The sequence below is a fragment of the Streptomyces sp. NPDC026062 genome (genome assembly GCF_055568375.1).
The window spans coordinates 1-15,394 of record NZ_JBVHOQ010000033.1; the positions used below are offsets into that span (position 1 = coordinate 1).

The 15,394-nt window shown below is 71.1% G+C and carries 16 protein-coding genes; 13 read left to right on the forward strand and 3 right to left on the reverse strand.

Annotated elements, in window-relative coordinates; translation table 11 throughout:
• The first annotated feature begins 211 nt into the window (after positions 1-211).
• The 9 genes from ACZ4LX_RS26815 to ACZ4LX_RS26855 all read left to right on the forward strand — a co-directional run bounded on the left by ACZ4LX_RS26815 (position 212) and on the right by ACZ4LX_RS26855 (position 7,688).
• The gene (locus ACZ4LX_RS26815) at positions 212-847 is read left to right on the forward strand and encodes a riboflavin synthase (RefSeq protein ID WP_467710046.1); all 636 of its coding nucleotides are present in this window, start codon (positions 212-214) and stop codon (positions 845-847) included.
• Complete coding sequence (locus tag ACZ4LX_RS26820; RefSeq protein WP_345657782.1) at positions 844-1,482, forward strand: nicotinamide mononucleotide transporter family protein; 639 nt, start codon at positions 844-846, stop codon at positions 1,480-1,482. Before ACZ4LX_RS26815 ends, ACZ4LX_RS26820 begins: the two co-directional genes overlap by 4 nt.
• Complete coding sequence (locus ACZ4LX_RS26825; protein ID WP_467721289.1) at positions 1,479-2,816, forward strand: bifunctional 3,4-dihydroxy-2-butanone-4-phosphate synthase/GTP cyclohydrolase II; 1,338 nt, start codon at positions 1,479-1,481, stop codon at positions 2,814-2,816. The genes ACZ4LX_RS26820 and ACZ4LX_RS26825 overlap by 4 nt, the downstream gene beginning before the upstream one ends.
• Before the next feature lie 64 nt (positions 2,817-2,880).
• Positions 2,881-3,366: a 6,7-dimethyl-8-ribityllumazine synthase gene (gene ribH, locus ACZ4LX_RS26830; RefSeq protein WP_095932990.1), complete on the forward strand. Its 486-nt coding sequence runs from the start codon at positions 2,881-2,883 to the stop codon at positions 3,364-3,366.
• Between the two features lie 34 nt (positions 3,367-3,400).
• On the forward strand, positions 3,401-3,673 hold the full coding sequence (locus tag ACZ4LX_RS26835; protein ID WP_028803646.1) for a phosphoribosyl-ATP diphosphatase: 273 nt from the start codon (positions 3,401-3,403) through the stop codon (positions 3,671-3,673).
• 50 nt (positions 3,674-3,723) lie between these two features.
• A complete protein-coding gene (hisG, locus tag ACZ4LX_RS26840; RefSeq protein WP_345657780.1) occupies positions 3,724-4,581 on the forward strand; it encodes an ATP phosphoribosyltransferase in 858 nt (285 codons plus the stop codon).
• 13 nt (positions 4,582-4,594) lie between these two features.
• Positions 4,595-5,071 (forward strand): PH domain-containing protein, encoded by a 477-nt coding sequence (locus ACZ4LX_RS26845; protein WP_345657778.1) that lies wholly within the window; start codon positions 4,595-4,597, stop codon positions 5,069-5,071.
• A gap of 200 nt (positions 5,072-5,271) precedes the next feature.
• A complete protein-coding gene (locus ACZ4LX_RS26850) occupies positions 5,272-6,603 on the forward strand; it encodes a hemolysin family protein (protein WP_467564416.1) in 1,332 nt (443 codons plus the stop codon).
• A complete protein-coding gene (locus ACZ4LX_RS26855; RefSeq protein ID WP_467721291.1) occupies positions 6,600-7,688 on the forward strand; it encodes a hemolysin family protein in 1,089 nt (362 codons plus the stop codon). The genes ACZ4LX_RS26850 and ACZ4LX_RS26855 overlap by 4 nt, the downstream gene beginning before the upstream one ends.
• A gap of 98 nt (positions 7,689-7,786) precedes the next feature.
• On the opposite strand, the gene ACZ4LX_RS26860 is transcribed toward ACZ4LX_RS26855, so the two are convergent.
• Positions 7,787-8,875 (reverse strand): branched-chain amino acid aminotransferase, encoded by a 1,089-nt coding sequence (locus ACZ4LX_RS26860; RefSeq protein WP_467641084.1) that lies wholly within the window; start codon positions 8,873-8,875, stop codon positions 7,787-7,789.
• Between the two features lie 241 nt (positions 8,876-9,116).
• Entirely contained in the window at positions 9,117-10,157 is a 1,041-nt protein-coding gene (locus tag ACZ4LX_RS26865) for a 3-isopropylmalate dehydrogenase (protein ID WP_467641087.1), read from the reverse strand.
• A gap of 129 nt (positions 10,158-10,286) precedes the next feature.
• Here ACZ4LX_RS26865 and ACZ4LX_RS26870 point away from each other — a divergent pair, with 129 nt between their 5' ends.
• Positions 10,287-11,858 (forward strand): purple acid phosphatase family protein, encoded by a 1,572-nt coding sequence (locus ACZ4LX_RS26870; protein ID WP_467641089.1) that lies wholly within the window; start codon positions 10,287-10,289, stop codon positions 11,856-11,858.
• Positions 11,859-11,887: 29 nt separating this feature from the next.
• On the opposite strand, the gene ACZ4LX_RS26875 is transcribed toward ACZ4LX_RS26870, so the two are convergent.
• Positions 11,888-12,019 (reverse strand): hypothetical protein, encoded by a 132-nt coding sequence (locus tag ACZ4LX_RS26875; protein WP_326738927.1) that lies wholly within the window; start codon positions 12,017-12,019, stop codon positions 11,888-11,890.
• 631 nt (positions 12,020-12,650) lie between these two features.
• Between ACZ4LX_RS26875 and ACZ4LX_RS26880 the strand changes: the two genes are divergently transcribed.
• From ACZ4LX_RS26880 to ACZ4LX_RS26890, 3 genes are read left to right on the forward strand one after another with little or no spacing between them, the layout of a single operon-like run.
• Entirely contained in the window at positions 12,651-13,223 is a 573-nt protein-coding gene (locus tag ACZ4LX_RS26880; protein WP_467641093.1) for a CDP-alcohol phosphatidyltransferase family protein, read from the forward strand.
• Entirely contained in the window at positions 13,220-14,080 is an 861-nt protein-coding gene (locus ACZ4LX_RS26885; protein WP_467641096.1) for a phosphatidate cytidylyltransferase, read from the forward strand. Before ACZ4LX_RS26880 ends, ACZ4LX_RS26885 begins: the two co-directional genes overlap by 4 nt.
• Complete coding sequence (locus tag ACZ4LX_RS26890) at positions 14,080-15,285, forward strand: lysophospholipid acyltransferase family protein (RefSeq protein ID WP_467641098.1); 1,206 nt, start codon at positions 14,080-14,082, stop codon at positions 15,283-15,285. Before ACZ4LX_RS26885 ends, ACZ4LX_RS26890 begins: the two co-directional genes overlap by 1 nt.
• The last annotated feature ends 109 nt before the right edge of the window (positions 15,286-15,394 follow it).

The window sequence follows — 15,394 nt, forward strand, 5'->3', positions numbered from 1 at the left end:
CGGTTGACCAGGTGAAATTCCTGGACCGACGGTTAAAGTCCGGATGGGAGGCAGTGCGCGGCGGGCGGGCATTCGTGCGCGCCGCCGTATGTTGCGCACGTCCTGTCGGACGTGTCCCTGTCGGCGACGTTCCCGGTGTTCTCGTCCGCTCATTCTGTCGTCATCGACAGGCCCCGGAGTCCGTGCCCCATGAGGCAGGAGGACCCGGGAAGTGTTCACCGGAATCGTCGAAGAGCTGGGTGAGGTCACCGCCGTCGAGATCCTCGACGACGCCTCCCGTTTTCGTCTGCGCGGCCCCGTCGTCACGCAGGGCGCGCAGCACGGCGACTCCATCGCCGTGAACGGCGTCTGTCTCACGGTGGTCGAGCACGAGGGCGACGAGTTCACCGCCGACGTCATGGCGGAGACCCTGACCCGCTCCAGTCTCGGTGCCCTGGCCGTCGGATCCCGCGTCAACCTGGAACGCCCCATGGCCGTGGGCGAGCGCCTCGGCGGACACATCGTGCAGGGGCACGTCGACGGCACCGGCTCGATCATCGAGCGCAAGCCGTCCGAGAACTGGGAGATCGTCAAGATCTCGCTCCCCGCGGACCTCTCCCGCTACGTGGTCGAGAAGGGTTCGATCACCGTGGACGGCATCAGCCTCACGGTCGTCGACGCGGGCCCCGACCACTTCACGGTCAGCCTCATCCCCACCACCCTCGACCTGACCACGCTCGGCCACAAGCAGCCCGGCGACCCGGTCAACCTCGAGGTCGACGTGATCGCCAAGTACGTCGAGCGGCTGCTCGGCGGGCGCGGCGACCAGCCGGCCGGCCTGCCCGGCACCGAGGGAGCCACCCGGTGAACTGGCTCAACTCCGAGGCCTTCGTCCTGTTCGACCAGCACATCAAGTGGTCGGACATGGCGGGCAACGTGATCGGTCTGATCGCCCTCGCCCTCGGCTGGCGGCGCTCCATATGGAGCTGGCCCGCCCAGTTCGTCTCGGGCGTCATCCTCTTCGCGGCCTTCGCGACCGCCCATTACTCCGGCAGCGCGGGCAAGCAGGTCGTCGTCATGGTCGTCGCCGTGTACGGCTGGTGGCAGTGGAACCGCGGCAAGGGCCAGGACGGCTCCGTCGCGGTCCGCTTCGCCACCTGGCGCGAGCGCGCGGCGATGGCCGGTGCCGCCGCCGTCGGCACGGTCGCCGTCGCCGGCCTGTTCCTCGCCTACCCGTCCCTGTCCTGGGACCCCTGGCCGGACGCGTACATCTTCGTCGGCACGATCGTGGCGATGTACGCCCAGGCGCGCGGCATGGTCGAGTTCTGGTTCGCCTGGCTGCTCGTCGACGTCGTGGGCGTACCGCTGAACTTCGCCAACGGCTTCGCCTTCTCCGGATTCGTCTACGTCCTGTACGGCGCGCTCGTCCTGTGGGGCATGCGCGACTGGTGGCTGCGCTCCCGAAAGGCCGGGCAGCCCGTCATGGAAGGAGCCCCGGCATGACAACCGCGCCGGTTCGGTACAGCATCGGGCACGACCAGGATGCCTCCGACTTCGCTCTCGACCCGATCGAGCAGGCCATCGCCGACATCGCGGCCGGCCGCCCCGTCGTGGTCGTCGACGACGAGGACCGGGAGAACGAGGGCGACCTCGTCATCGCCGCCGAGAAGGCGACCCCCGAGATCGTCGCCTTCATGATGAGCGAGTGCCGCGGCCTGATCTGCGCACCCATGGAGGGCGACGAACTCGACCGGCTCCGGCTCCCGCAGATGGTCGACGACAACACCGAGTCGATGAAGACCGCGTTCACGGTGTCCGTGGACGCCTCCGCCGCCCACGGTGTGACCACCGGCATCTCGGCGTCCGACCGGGCCACCACGCTCCAGCTCCTCGCCGACGGGACCGCCCAGGCCGACGACTTCGTCCGCCCCGGGCACATCTTCCCGCTGCGCGCCAGGCCCGGCGGTGTCCTGGTCCGCAACGGCCACACCGAGGCCGCCGTCGACCTGGCCCGGCTCGCCGGACTGCGCCCCGCCGGCGCGATCGTCGAGATCGCCGGCGAGGACGGCCGGATGCTCCGGCTGCCCGAGCTGATCCCCTTCGCCCGCAAGCACGGCCTGACGATCGTCTCCATCGAGGACCTGATCGCCTACCGGCGCTCCCTCAAGCTCTCGGCCCCGCCCGAGCAGGGGGGACCGTCGGCCGAGCCCACCGTGCGCCGTGAGGCCGAGGTGCACCTGCCCACCGCCTTCGGCGAGTTCACTGCCTACGGCTACCGCTCCACCGTCGACGGCGTCGAGCACGTCGCCCTCGTCCACGGCACCGTCGGCGACGGCGAGGACGTCCTCGTCCGCGTCCACTCCGAGTGCCTCACCGGCGACGTCTTCCACTCGCAGCGCTGCGACTGCGGCCCCCAGCTCCAGACGTCCATGCAGCGCATCCAGGCCGAGGGCCGCGGCATCGTGGTCTACCTGCGCGGTCACGAGGGACGCGGCATCGGGCTGCTCTCCAAACTCCGCGCGTACGAACTCCAGGAACGCGGCCGGGACACCCTCGACGCCAACCTGGAGCTGGGCCTGCCCGCCGACGCCCGGGACTACGGCGCGAGCGCCCAGATCCTGGAGGATCTCGGCGTGCGGAGCCTGCGCCTGATGACCAACAACCCCGACAAGACCGACGCGCTCGTCCGGCACGGCCTCCAGGTCACCGGCCGCGAGCCGATGCCCGTCCTGGCGGGCGAACACAACCTCCGCTACCTGCGCACCAAGCGGGACCGGATGGGACACGATCTGCCCTGGCTCGACACGACCACCGTGTCGGCCTGCAGCAACCAGTAACACGGCAACACCACCGAACAAGCAGCACCAACGGCAACACAGCACAGCGGCACTGAGGAGAGACGTGAGCGGCAAGGGTGCACCCGAACTGTCCGTACGCAACTGCGGCGACCTGCGCGTCGCGGTCATCGCGGCACAGTGGCACGAGAAGGTGATGGACGGCCTCGTCGACGGCGCGCTGCGCGCCCTGCACGAGCTGGGGATCGACGAGCCGACCCTGCTGCGGGTCCCCGGCAGCTTCGAGCTCCCGGTCGTCGCCAAGGTCCTCGCGGGACGCGGCTACGACGCGATCGTCGCGCTCGGAGTCGTCATCCGCGGCGGGACCCCCCACTTCGACTACGTGTGCCAGGGGGTCACCCAGGGCCTCACCCAGGTCTCCATCGACACCGGCGTCCCCGTCGGCTTCGGCGTGCTGACCTGTGACACCGAGGAACAGGCCCTGGACCGCGCGGGCATCGAGGGCTCGAACGAGGACAAGGGTCACGAGGCGGTGACCGCCGCCGTGGCGACGGCGGCCACACTCCGCTCGGTATCCGAACCCTGGCGCTGAGGTACGGCCACGAGCGCGTAGGGTGGGCAGCACCATGTCCAAGAAGACGTTCGAGGAGCTCTTCACCGAGCTCCAGCACAAGGCCGCCAACGGCGACCCCGCCACTTCGCGTACCGCCGAGCTGGTCGGCAAGGGTGTCCACGCCATCGGCAAGAAGGTCGTCGAAGAGGCCGCAGAGGTCTGGATGGCCGCCGAGTACGAGGGCAAGGACGCCGCCGCCGAGGAGATCTCGCAGCTGCTCTACCACGTCCAGGTGATGATGGTCGCGCGCGGGATCTCCCTCGACGATGTGTACGCCCACCTCTGAGCCGCACCAGCAATCCACACACAAACGCACGAACGAAGGAAGCCGACCTCATGCTGCGCATCGCCGTCCCCAACAAGGGTTCCCTGTCAGGCCCTGCGGCGGAGATGCTGCATGAGGCCGGCTACCAGCAGCGCCGGGAGTCCAAGGAGCTGCGGATCGTCGACCCGGAGAACGAGGTCGAGTTCTTCTACCTCCGCCCCCGCGACATCGCGATCTACGTCTCCTCCGGCCGCCTCGACATCGGCATCACCGGCCGGGACCTGCTCATCGACTCGGGCGCCAACGCGGAGGAGATCCTCCCGCTCGGCTTCGCCCGCTCCACCTTCCGTTTCGCCACCAAGCCCGGTACCGCGAACGGCGTAGCGGACCTGTCCGGCATGACCGTCGCCACCTCCTACGAGGGCATCGTCGCCAAGCACCTCGCCGACCACGGCATCGATGCCTCCGTCGTCCACCTCGACGGCGCCGTCGAGACGGCCATCGAGCTGGGTGTCGCCGAGGTCATCGCGGACGTCGTCGAGACCGGCACCTCGCTGCGCAACGCGGGCCTGGAGGTCTTCGGCGACCCGATCATGAAGTCCGAGGCCGTCGTCATCCGCCGCGTCGGCGCCGACACCTCGGAGGAGGCCGAGCCCAAGGTCCAGCAGTTCCTGCGCCGCCTCCAGGGCGTCCTGGTCGCGCGGACGTACGTGATGATGGACTACGACTGCCGCGCCGAGCACCTGGAGAAGGCCGTCGCGCTCACCCCGGGGCTGGAGTCGCCGACCATCTCGCCGCTGCACAACGAGGGCTGGGTGGCCGTCCGGGCCATGGTCCCCGCCAAGGAGGCCCAGCGGATCATGGACGACCTGTACGCCCTCGGCGCGCGGGCCATCCTGACCACGGCCATCCACGCCTGCCGGCTCTGACGGGACGCAGAACATGTCGGACAACTCCGCGCCTCCCGCGCTCCCCGTCACCTTCCGGCCGTCCCGCACCCGGGCCGTGCTGCTCATCGGCGGAGCCGCCATCTTCGTGGTCATCACGACGGTCGCACTGCTCCTCGAACAGCTCAGCCCGGGGGAGCGGACCAGCTTCGTCTTCACCGCGGCGCTGCTCTTCGGCGTACTCCTGCTGCTCGCCCGGCCCAAGGTCGTCGCCGACGAGACCGGCGTCACCGTGGTCAACATCGCCAGCAGAAGGCACCTGGAGTGGGCCGAGATCCTCCAGGTCAACCTGCGCCCCGGCGACCCCTGGGTGTTCCTCAACCTGAGCGACGGCACCAGCCTGCCCGCGCTCGGCATCCAGCCGGGCATCGCCAAGCAGCGCGCGATCGAGGACGCCCGCGCCCTGCGCGCCCTCGCCGAGGCCCGGGCCATCGGCGAGCCGCACGGACGACGTGACGAACATCAGGGCTGACTCTCGCCCTTCCACCCTGCCCCGAGGGCCCATGTCTTGATTAACCTGTTGGCGGAGGCGTTTTCGTTGCGCCTCCGCCTTCGATCCGCCACCCGGCGTTTCCGAGGCCCCCTGCTACCCGAGGAGTGACTCCCTCCAGCGATGGACGGATCGTCCTGTAGTACCTGCGCCGCCCCCTCCCGACATACCGAGGCGGCGGCATGACCATCCCCCTGCTGCTCCTGGGAGCGGCGTTCCTGCTGATCCTCGCCAACGGCTTCTTCGTCGCGGCGGAGTTCGGCCTCGTCACGGTCGAGCGCCCCGACGCCGAGAAGGCCGCGGCCGAAGGTGACCGACGGGCCGGTACCGTGGTCGACTCCCTCAAGGAGCTGTCCTTCCAGCTCTCCGGCACCCAGCTCGGCATCACCATCACCTCGCTCGTGGTCGGCATGCTCGCCGAACCGGCGCTCGCCGAGCTGCTGCACGGCCCGTTCACCGCGATCGGCCTCCCCGAAGGCGCCGTACCCGGTGTCGCCGTGGTCGTCGGCATGCTGCTCGCCTCGGCCGTGCAGATGGTGGTCGGTGAGCTGGTGCCCAAGAACTGGGCGGTGTCCAGGCCCCTCCAGGTCGCCCGCTTCGTCGCGGGCCCCCAGCACGTCTTCTCCCGGCTCTTCCGGCCGGTGATCGCCGCGCTCAACACCGTCGCCAACCGGCTGGTGCGCGCACTGGGCGTCGAACCCGCCGAGGAGCTGGCCTCCGCCCGCACCCCCGGCGAACTCGTCTCCCTGGCCCGGCACTCGGCACAGGCCGGCGCCCTGGAGCAGGACACCGCGGACCTGTTCGTGCGGACCATCTCGCTGGCCGACCTGACGGCCCAGCACGTCATGACGCCGCGCGTGAAGGTCAGCGCGCTCCAGTCGTCGGCGACCGCCGAGGACGTCGTCAACCTCACCCGCGCCACCGGCCTGTCCCGATTCCCCGTCTACCGGGAGCGGATCGACGAGATCGTCGGCATGGTGCATCTCAAGGACGCCCTGGCGATCCCCTCGCACGACCGGCTGCGCACCCCGGTGGGCCGGATCGCCCAGGCACCGCTGCTCGTCCCGGAGACGCTGCCCGTGCAGCCGCTGCTGGAACAGCTGCGCAGCGAACAGCCCATCGCCGTCGTCGTCGACGAGTACGGCGGTACGGCAGGTGTCGTCACCCTGGAGGACATCGTCGAGGAACTCGTCGGCGAGGTCCACGACGAGCACGACGACGTCCTCAACGAACTCCCCGAGCTCGCCCCCGCCCCGCCCGAGGACGGGCGGCCCGCTTGGGACGCCGACGGCAGCTGCCGCGTCGACGTCCTCCAGCGCATAGGCCTCGACGTGCCCGAGGGACCGTACGAGACCGTGGCCGGCCTGGTCGCCGATCTGCTCGGCCGGATCCCGGCCCCCGGCGACCGGGCCGAACTGCCGGGCTGGCGTCTGTCGGTACGCCAGGTCGGGCACTACCGCGCCGAACGCGTCCGCCTGGTGCGGACCGCGCCCGTCCCGGAGGCCGTCCGATGAGCGTGCTCCAACTTCTCTTCGCCGCCCTGCTGGTGCTCGCCAACGGCTTCTTCGTCGGCGCCGAGTTCGCCCTGGTCTCCGTGCGGCGCAGCCAGATCGAACCGCTCGGGACCGCACGGGCCCGACAGGTCCTGTACGGCCTCGAACGCCTCCCGCAGATGATGGCCGCCGCGCAGTTCGGCATCACCGTCTGCTCGCTGACGCTCGGCGCCGTCGCCGAACCGACCGTCGCCCACCTGCTGGAGCCGGTCTTCGAGGCGGCGCATCTGCCGGACGGGCTGATCCACCCGCTCGGCTACGTGATCGCGCTCGCCCTCGTCGTCTTCTTCCACCTCGTCATCGGCGAGATGGTGCCGAAGAACCTGGCGATGGCCGCGCCCGAGAAGACCGCGCTGTGGCTCAGCCCCGGTCTGGTGGCCTTCGCGCGGCTGTGCCGTCCGGTGACCGTCGCCCTGGGAGCCTGCGCGCGGGTGATCCTCAAGCTGTTCCGCGTCGAGCCCAAGGACGAGGTCGAGGCGGTCTTCACCAGCGAACAGCTCAATCGTCTCGTCGAGGACTCGGGCCAGGCCGGTCTCCTCGACCCCGAGGAGCAGGAGCGCCTGGAGGACGCCCTGGAGCTGGGCTCCCGCCCGGTCACCGACGTCCTGCTGGACCGCGATCTGCTGATCACGGTGGATCCCTCGGTCACTCCCGGCCAGGTCGTCGCGCTCACCGCGCGCACCGGGTACTCGCGTTTCCCGGTGGTCGCCGAGAACGGCGCCTTCATGGGCTGCTATCTGCACGTGAAGGACGTCCTCGACCTGGAGGAATCCGACCGGGCGGTGCCGCAGCAGATGTGGCGCCCGATGACGACCCTGCGGGCCGAACTTCCCCTGGACGACGCCCTCACGGTGATGCGCCGCGCTGCCACGCACCTCGCTCAGGTCGCCGACGCGTCCGGCAAGGTCCTGGGGCTCGTGGCGCTGGAGGACGTCCTGGAGCTGCTGGTGGGCGAGGTCCGCGACCCGGCGCACCGGGAAGCCCCGCGGCTGCGTGTCTCGGAGCCGCGCCCGAGCGAGACACCGGAGGAGGCGCTGGCCGGCTGAGCTGTCTCCGGCCCCCCGCTCGGCCGCGGGCCGGCGGAGGCTTGTCGCGGGGGGGCCGGCCCCCCCCGGGGGGGGCGCGCCCTTCCACGGGGCACTGCCTAGCCGAGCGGGTGCATCCAGCCGTGGGTGTCCTCGGCGGTGCCACGCTGGATGTCCAGCAGACGCTCGCGCAGCTTGAGGGTGACCGGGCCGGGCGTGCCGTCGCCCTGGGTCCACTCGCCGCTCGCGCTCTTCACGATGCCGACCGGGGTGATGACGGCGGCGGTGCCGCAGGCGAAGACCTCGGTGAGGGTGCCGTTCGCGGTGTCGTCGCGCCACTGGTCGATGGAGACACGGCTCTCCTCGGGCTCGTAGCCGAGGTCGCCGGCCAGCTTGAGCAGCGAGTCGCGGGTGATGCCCGCGAGGAGCGAGCCGGTCAGGGCCGGGGTGACGATCTTGTTCCCGTACACGAAGTACAGGTTCATTCCGCCGAGCTCCTCGACCCACTTGTGCTCGACGGCGTCGAGGTAGGCGACCTGGTCGCAGCCCTTGGCCGCGGCCTCGGCCTGGGCGAGGAGGGACGCGGCGTAGTTGCCGCCGGTCTTGGCGTCGCCCATGCCGCCGGGGACGGCGCGGACGCGGTCCTCGGAGAGCCAGATGGAGACGGGCTTCACGCCGCCCGGGAAGTAGGCGCCGGCCGGCGAGGCGATCACGAGGAAGAGGTACTCGTTGGACGGCCGCACCCCGAGACCGACCTCGGTCGCGATCATGAACGGGCGCAGGTAGAGCGACTCCTCGCCGCCGTGGGCCGGCACCCAGGCGGCGTCCTGCCGGACGAGCGCGTCACAGGCCGCGACGAACGTCTCGACGGGCAGTTCCGGCATCGCGAGCCGGCGGGCGGACGCCTGGAAGCGCTCGGCGTTGGCCTCGGGGCGGAAGGTGGCGACGGTGCCGTCGGGCTGCCGGTAGGCCTTGAGACCCTCGAAGATCTCCTGGCCGTAGTGGAGCGTCATGTTGGCGGGGTCCATCGACAGCGGCGCGTACGGTGCGAGCTGGGCGTCGTGCCAGCCGCGGCCCTCGGTCCACTTGATCGTCACCATGTGGTCGGTGAAGTAGCGGCCGAATCCGGGCTTGACCAGAATCGCGTCGCGCTCCGCGTCGGACAGCGGGGTCGAGGAGGGCTTGAGCTCGATCGTGGGCGTCGTCATGAGTGCTTGTCCTTCACCGTTTTGTGTGTGTAGGACCACGTCCACGCCAGCTCCTGCCGGACAGGTGCTAGGACGTCCGAGCTTCGTGGCGGACCACGGTCCCGTTCGATTATCTCTCGCGGGTGGCCGTGCACGAAATGACGTGAGTGCGGTCCAGGGTTCGATGGTGGCACCCGGGGCCGCACAGGAGAAGCCGCCGGGTGCGTGTGCGACCCGGCGGCTTCGTGGTGGAGTCGTCGGATCAGCCCGCTACGCGTACCGCGAGCGCGTCGCCGATCTCGTCGGTGGTACGGGCGCTGCCGTCGCGCTCCGCGAGGTCGGCGGAGACGGCGTCCTCGATGCGCACGGCCTGGGCCTCGTAGCCGAGGTGGCGCAGCAGGAGGGCGACGGAGAGGATCGTGGCGGTCGGGTCGGCCTTGCCCTGCCCCGCGATGTCGGGGGCGGAGCCGTGGACCGGCTCGAACATCGACGGGAAGGCACCCGTCGGGTTGATGTTGCCGGAGGCGGCCAGGCCGATGCCGCCGGAGACGGCGGCGGCGAGGTCGGTGAGGATGTCGCCGAAGAGGTTGTCGGTGACGATGACGTCGAAGCGCTCCGGCTGGGTGACGAAGAAGATCGTCGCGGCGTCGACGTGCAGGTAGTCGGTGGTGACCTGGGGGTACTCGGCCGCGACCTTGTCGAAGGTGTTCTTCCACAGGTGGCCGGCGTAGACGAGGACGTTGTTCTTGTGGACCAGCGTCAGCTTCTTGCGCGGGCGGGCGGCGGCACGCTCGAAGGCGTCCCGGACCACGCGCTCGACACCGAAGGCGGTGTTGAGGCTGACCTCGGTGGCGACCTCGTGCTCCGTGCCGGTGCGCAGCGAGCCGCCGTTACCGGTGTACGGACCCTCGGTGCCCTCGCGGACGACGACGAAGTCGATCTCCGGACGGCCGGCCAGCGGGGTCTCCGTGTTCGGGAAGAGCTTCGACGGCCGCAGGTTGATGAAGTGGTCGAAGGCGAACCGCAGCTTCAGCAGCAGACCGCGCTCCAGCACACCGGAGGGCACGGACGGGTCACCGATCGCGCCGAGCAGAATGGCGTCGTGGCCCTTGAGGGCCTCCAGCTCCGCGTCCGGGAGGGTCTCACCGGTGCGGTGCCAGCGCTGGGCACCAAGGTCGTACTCCTTGGTCTCCAGCTTCACGTCCTGCGGGAGAACAGCGTTGAGGACCTTGAGGCCCTGGGCCACGACCTCCTGGCCGATACCGTCACCGGGGATCACTGCGAGATTGATGCTGGAAGCCATGTCCGGCACGATACTGCGCGTCCCACCCCATGACACGTCGCGTCCACCATACGGACACATGGTGAGCTGTACGTGTACCGTTCACCTATCCGACGGGGCGGCGTCAGGCAACGCGTGCAGGTTGTCGCCATGGACATCCCACGTTTCGGCATCCCCGAGAAGCTCGCCGACCGCATGAGCATGGCCGAGCAGCACGACTACCTGCGGACCCGGCTGACCCGGCGCGGTGTGCTGCGTACGAGCGTGGCGACCGCCGCCGTCGCCGGTGCCGGGCTCGGCACCTCGCTCACCGCCTCGCCCGCGTACGCCGCGCCCTCGGTCCCCACCTCGCACAGCACCACCCGGGTCGACGGCTCACTGGTCGCGCCGTTCGGCCGGCACCTGGCGTACGGCGCCGACCCGAAGACGCAGATGGCGGTCTCCTGGCAGGTCCCCTTCGCCGTGCGCCGCCCGTACATCCGGATCGGCCTCCAGCCGTGGGCGCTGAGCCGGAGGATCGACGCCGAAGTGCGTCATCTGACCACACCGTCGCTGAACGACGGCAGGATCGCGGCGGCCGAGCAGTACTACGTGCACGCGGCCCTGGAGCGCCTCAAGCCCGGCACCACGTACTACTACGGCGTCGGCCACGACGGCTTCGACCCGGCCGACACCCGCAACCTGGGCACGCTCGGCACCTTCACCACCGCACCCTCGCGGGCCGCGAACTTCACCTTCACCGCCTTCGGCGACCAGGGCGTGAGCTACCACGCACTCGGCAACGACCAGCTGATCCTGGGCCAGAACCCGGCCTTCCACCTGCACGCGGGCGACATCTGCTACGCCGATCCGTCGGGCTCCGGGCGCACCGGCGACACCTACGACGCGCGCACCTGGGACCAGTTCCTGGCGCAGACCGAGACGGTGTCCAAGACCGTGCCCTGGATGGTGACGACCGGCAACCACGACATGGAGGCCTGGTACTCGCCCGACGGCTACGGCGGCCAGAACGCCCGCTGGACCCTGCCGGACAACGGCCCGGACCCGGTGAACCAGCCCGGGGCGTACTCCTTCACGCACGGCAACGTCGGCGTGATCGCGCTCGACGCCAATGACGTGTCGTACGAGATCCCCGCCAACTTCGGCATCAGCGGTGGCAGGCAGACCCGCTGGCTGGACCGGCGCCTGGGCGAGCTGCGGGCGCGCCACGACATCGATTTCGTGGTGGTCTTCTTCCACCACTGCGCCTTCTCCACGACCAACGCGCACGCCTCGGACGGCGGGGTGCGCGACGCCTGGGTGCCGCTCTTCGAGAAGCACCAGGTGGACCTGGTCATCAACGGCCACAACCACGTCTACGAGCGCACCGACGCGATCCTGAAGAACGCGGTGCGGCGCAAGGTGCCGATCGGCGAGCGGACCGACCCGACGCGTGACGGCATCGTGTACGTCACGGCGGGCGGCGCGGGCAAGGCGCTGTACGACTTCCCGGTGCCGGACAGCTTCGAGGGGCATGTCGCGGACCGGGAGAGCGTGGACACGTACCACGTAGTCAAGGGCGGCGGCAAAGCCGTCGAGAGCGTGGAGTGGTCGCGGGTGCGCTACACCGGTTTCTCGTTCCTCGCGGTGGAGGTCGAGCCCGGACGGCACGCGCGCATGAAGGTCACCGCGCTCGCCGAGTCCGGCGAGCGCATCGACCACTTCGAGATCAGCCGGGGCTGAGCGGCACCGGACATGCGCGGCGGCCCGGTTCAGTGGCCGGTGGAGCCGCCGTTGTCCCTGCGGTCGAGGGCACGCTGCAGGGCGGCGGCGGCATTCTGCCGCTCCGAATCGGTCGGGCGGTGGGTGTGGCGGACGCGGCGGCGGACAGTGGTCTCGGCCATGGTGGATCGACTCCTTGAGATCGCGAGGATTTCGAGATCGAAAAATCGTGAACGTGATGTCGAGATCAGGGATTTCGAGGTGCCGGAAGGGGCGGGAAGCGGACGCCGCAGGGGTTGCCTGCTTCGGGGCGCGCGCTCACAACCGCCAGTCGCTTGATCTAGCGAGACGTTCGGCTTCTACAAAGCTAAGGCAGCTGGGCCGGTCTGTCTCCACAATTACTCGGACTTCCTACTATCTGAGACGGAGGTTTACGCGCGCTCACCCCCCACTCACTCTCGGTTCCCTGCCGAGCGCCCGGACGGCAGACGATCATGCCAGCTCAGACGCGGTGACACGGCTCACGGACCAGGCCGGCCGCTCCGGCCCGAGAGCGGTGATCGCGACCATGTCCACTGCTCCATCACGGGACAATTCCGACACGCCCGTCCCGCCGAGACCAGGGGACACCACCGAGACCGGGGGACAACACCGAGAGCACCGCTCCGCAGCCCCGCCCTCCATCGCCCCCGCCCTCCATCACCCTCGGCCTCCACCCCCTCGGCCTCCGCGTGCCGTACTCCCGGCTACTCAGCCGCCAGGTGAGTAGCTGACCCGTGCCGAAGAAACGTGCGACGCAGAAGAGTTGCGCCCATGAACGGCCTCTACGCTCTCAAGCCCTGGTACGCGAACCGGCTCTCCGGTGTCCGCGCCTCGCTGGTCCGCCGTGAGGTGTCGCCCGACACCCTCACCGCCGCCGGCGTCGTCGCCGCGGCCGGCGGCGCGGCGGCGCTCGCCTGGCTGCCCACCGGAATCGCCGCGCTGCCCGTGGCCGTACTGCTCGCGGCCCGGCTCGCCTTCGCCAACCTGGACGGTGCGCTGGCCCGCGACACGGGCCGCACGACCCGCCGCGGAGCGGTACTGAACGAGCTCGGCGACCGGGTCGCGGACCTCGTCGTGCTGGCCGGCTTCCTGGCGCTCGCCCCGCTGTGGCTGGTGGCGCTCGCCGCGCTCGCCGCGACGCTGCCGTCCTGGGTGTCGCTGGCCGGCGCGGCGGCCGGAGCGCCCCGGCGCAACGGCGGTCCGGTCGGCAAGACCGAACGCTGCCTGCTGGTCGTGGTCGCCGCGGCGAGCGGCTGGGCCGTCCCCGTACTGATCGTGATCGCCGCCGGTTCGCTGCTCACAGCGGTGCTCCGGCTGGCCGGGCTGTGGAAAGAGCTGGCATGAGCGCCGTACTGATCGTCGAGGAGGCGGCCGCGCGGGCGGTGCCGCTGGTCGCGGGTGTGCTGGGGGCGGGCGGGGTCGCGGTGGCGGTCCTTCCCCCGAAGGTGCGGATGCGGGCCGAACTGCGCAGGCGGTGGCGGACCTGGGCCCTGGTCGCGCCGGTGTTCCTGGGGGCGTACTTCCTGGGCGACGGCGGTACGTACGCCCTGGCCGCCGGGCTCGGGGTGGTCGCTGCCGGCGAGTTCGTCCGGATGGCGGGGCTGCGGCGCGGTGACCATCTGGTGCTGGGGGCGGCCTCGGTGCTCCTTCCCGCGCTGGCCTGGCAGGCGCCGCATCTCCTGGACGTGCGGGCCGCGGCGCTGCTGCTGGTCGCGGCGGCCCTGCCGTCCGTGCTGGGCGGGGACGACCGGACGGGCTTCACCCGGACCGCCCGCACCGCCTTCGGTCTGCTGTGGATCCCCGTCGCGCTGACGGGCCTGATGACGCTCGGCGGAACGGGTGTCGCGGTGGGCCTCGCGGTGGCGCTCGGCGATGTGGGCGCCTGGTGCGGCGGTACGGCGCTGGGCCGGAGCGGTCCGCTCGCCCGGCCGCTGTCGCCGCTCTCCCCCGACAAGACCTGGGCGGGTGTGCTCGGCGCGGCCGTCGCCACGGCCGTACTCCTGCTGGTACTCGGTGAGTTCAGTCTTCCCCTGTGGGCGGCGGTGACCGGCGGCTGTGTGCTCGGTGACCTGATCGAGTCCATGGTCAAGCGCGAGTCGGGGGTGAAGGACGCGGGCAGCTGGCTGCCCGGCTTCGGCGGCCTGCTCGACCGGATCGACTCCCTGCTGGTGGCCCTTCTCCTGGCGATGGTGATGACCTGATGAGTACGTTCCTGAGCACCCCTGTCCGAGCCGTCCTCCCCCGCCGCTCCCGTGTCGCGGTCGCCCTCCGGCGCGGACTGTGGTGGAGCGTGCTCAGCCTCACCGGCGGGGTCGAACGGCGCGGCCGGCTGCCGCGCGGCGGCTGTGTGGTCGTCGCCAACCACACCTCGCACGCGGACACCGCGGCGCTCCTCGCGGCGCTCGACGCCCGGCACAGCCCGGCGATCGGCGCGGCGGCCGACTACTGGTTCGCCTCTCCGTGGCGGCGGCGGATCTGCCGCAGGCTGGCAGCCGGCTTCCCGGTGCGCAGAGGCGGTGGCGGGATGGAGGACCTGCTCACGATGACCGGCGAGCTGCGGGCCGGCCGGGCGGTCGTGCTGTTCCCCGAGGGCACCAGGGCGAAGGACGGCACGCTGGGCTCCTTCCACCGGGGCGCGCTGGTCCTGGCCGAGGAGGCGGGGGTTCCTGTGGTGCCGGTGGGGATCGCGGGCACGGACCGGCTGCTGCCGAAGCACGGGCGGCTGCGTTCCTCGCTGGTCCGGGTGACGATCGGTGAGCCGCTGCCGTCGGCCGTCACCCCCGACGAGGCCCGGGACGCGGTGGTGGCCCTGCACACGCGTACGGTCGCCGAGCCGCTGAAGGACTCCGCGACGCGGCGCCGGGTGGCGGCGGTCGCCACCTCGCGCTGGGGTGTGCCGCTGGCGTTCTGCTGGGCGTTCGCGGAGGCGCTGAGCTGGCCGCTGATGCCGGAGCTGCTGCTGGGCGTGGTGTGCGTGGCGGTTCCGCGCGCGGCCCTGAGGATGTCGCTGGGCGCACTCGCGGGGAGCCTGGCGGGCGGTCTGCTGGCACTCCAGCTGGCCTCGGCGGGCGTCCACCCGCCCGCGCCGCTGACCACGGACCGGATGCGCGCGGAGGTCCGGCACGAACTGGCCCTGGAGAGCGCGTCCGCGGTGCGCCATCAGCCGTGGAACGGCATCCCGTTCAAGGTGTACGGCGCCGGGGCGGGCCGCGCCGGTGTCCCCGCGTCCGACTGGCTCGCCGCGTCGGCGGCGGCCCGCGGGTCACGCACCCTGACGGTGGGCCTCGCCTTCGCCGCTTTCGGCCTCCTGCTGCGCCGCCACCGCCGCCAGTACGGCCGGTACCTGGTGCTGCTGGGCGGCGGGTTCGCGGCGGGGCTGTCGCTGATCGTGCACGGCTGGGGCTGAGCCGGACCCCGTCCATGGAAACGGCCGGGGCTGGGCGGGACCCCTGCCCGTACACGGAAACGGCCGGGGCTGCGTCGGCCCCCGTACATGGAAACCGCCTCCCGGCCGG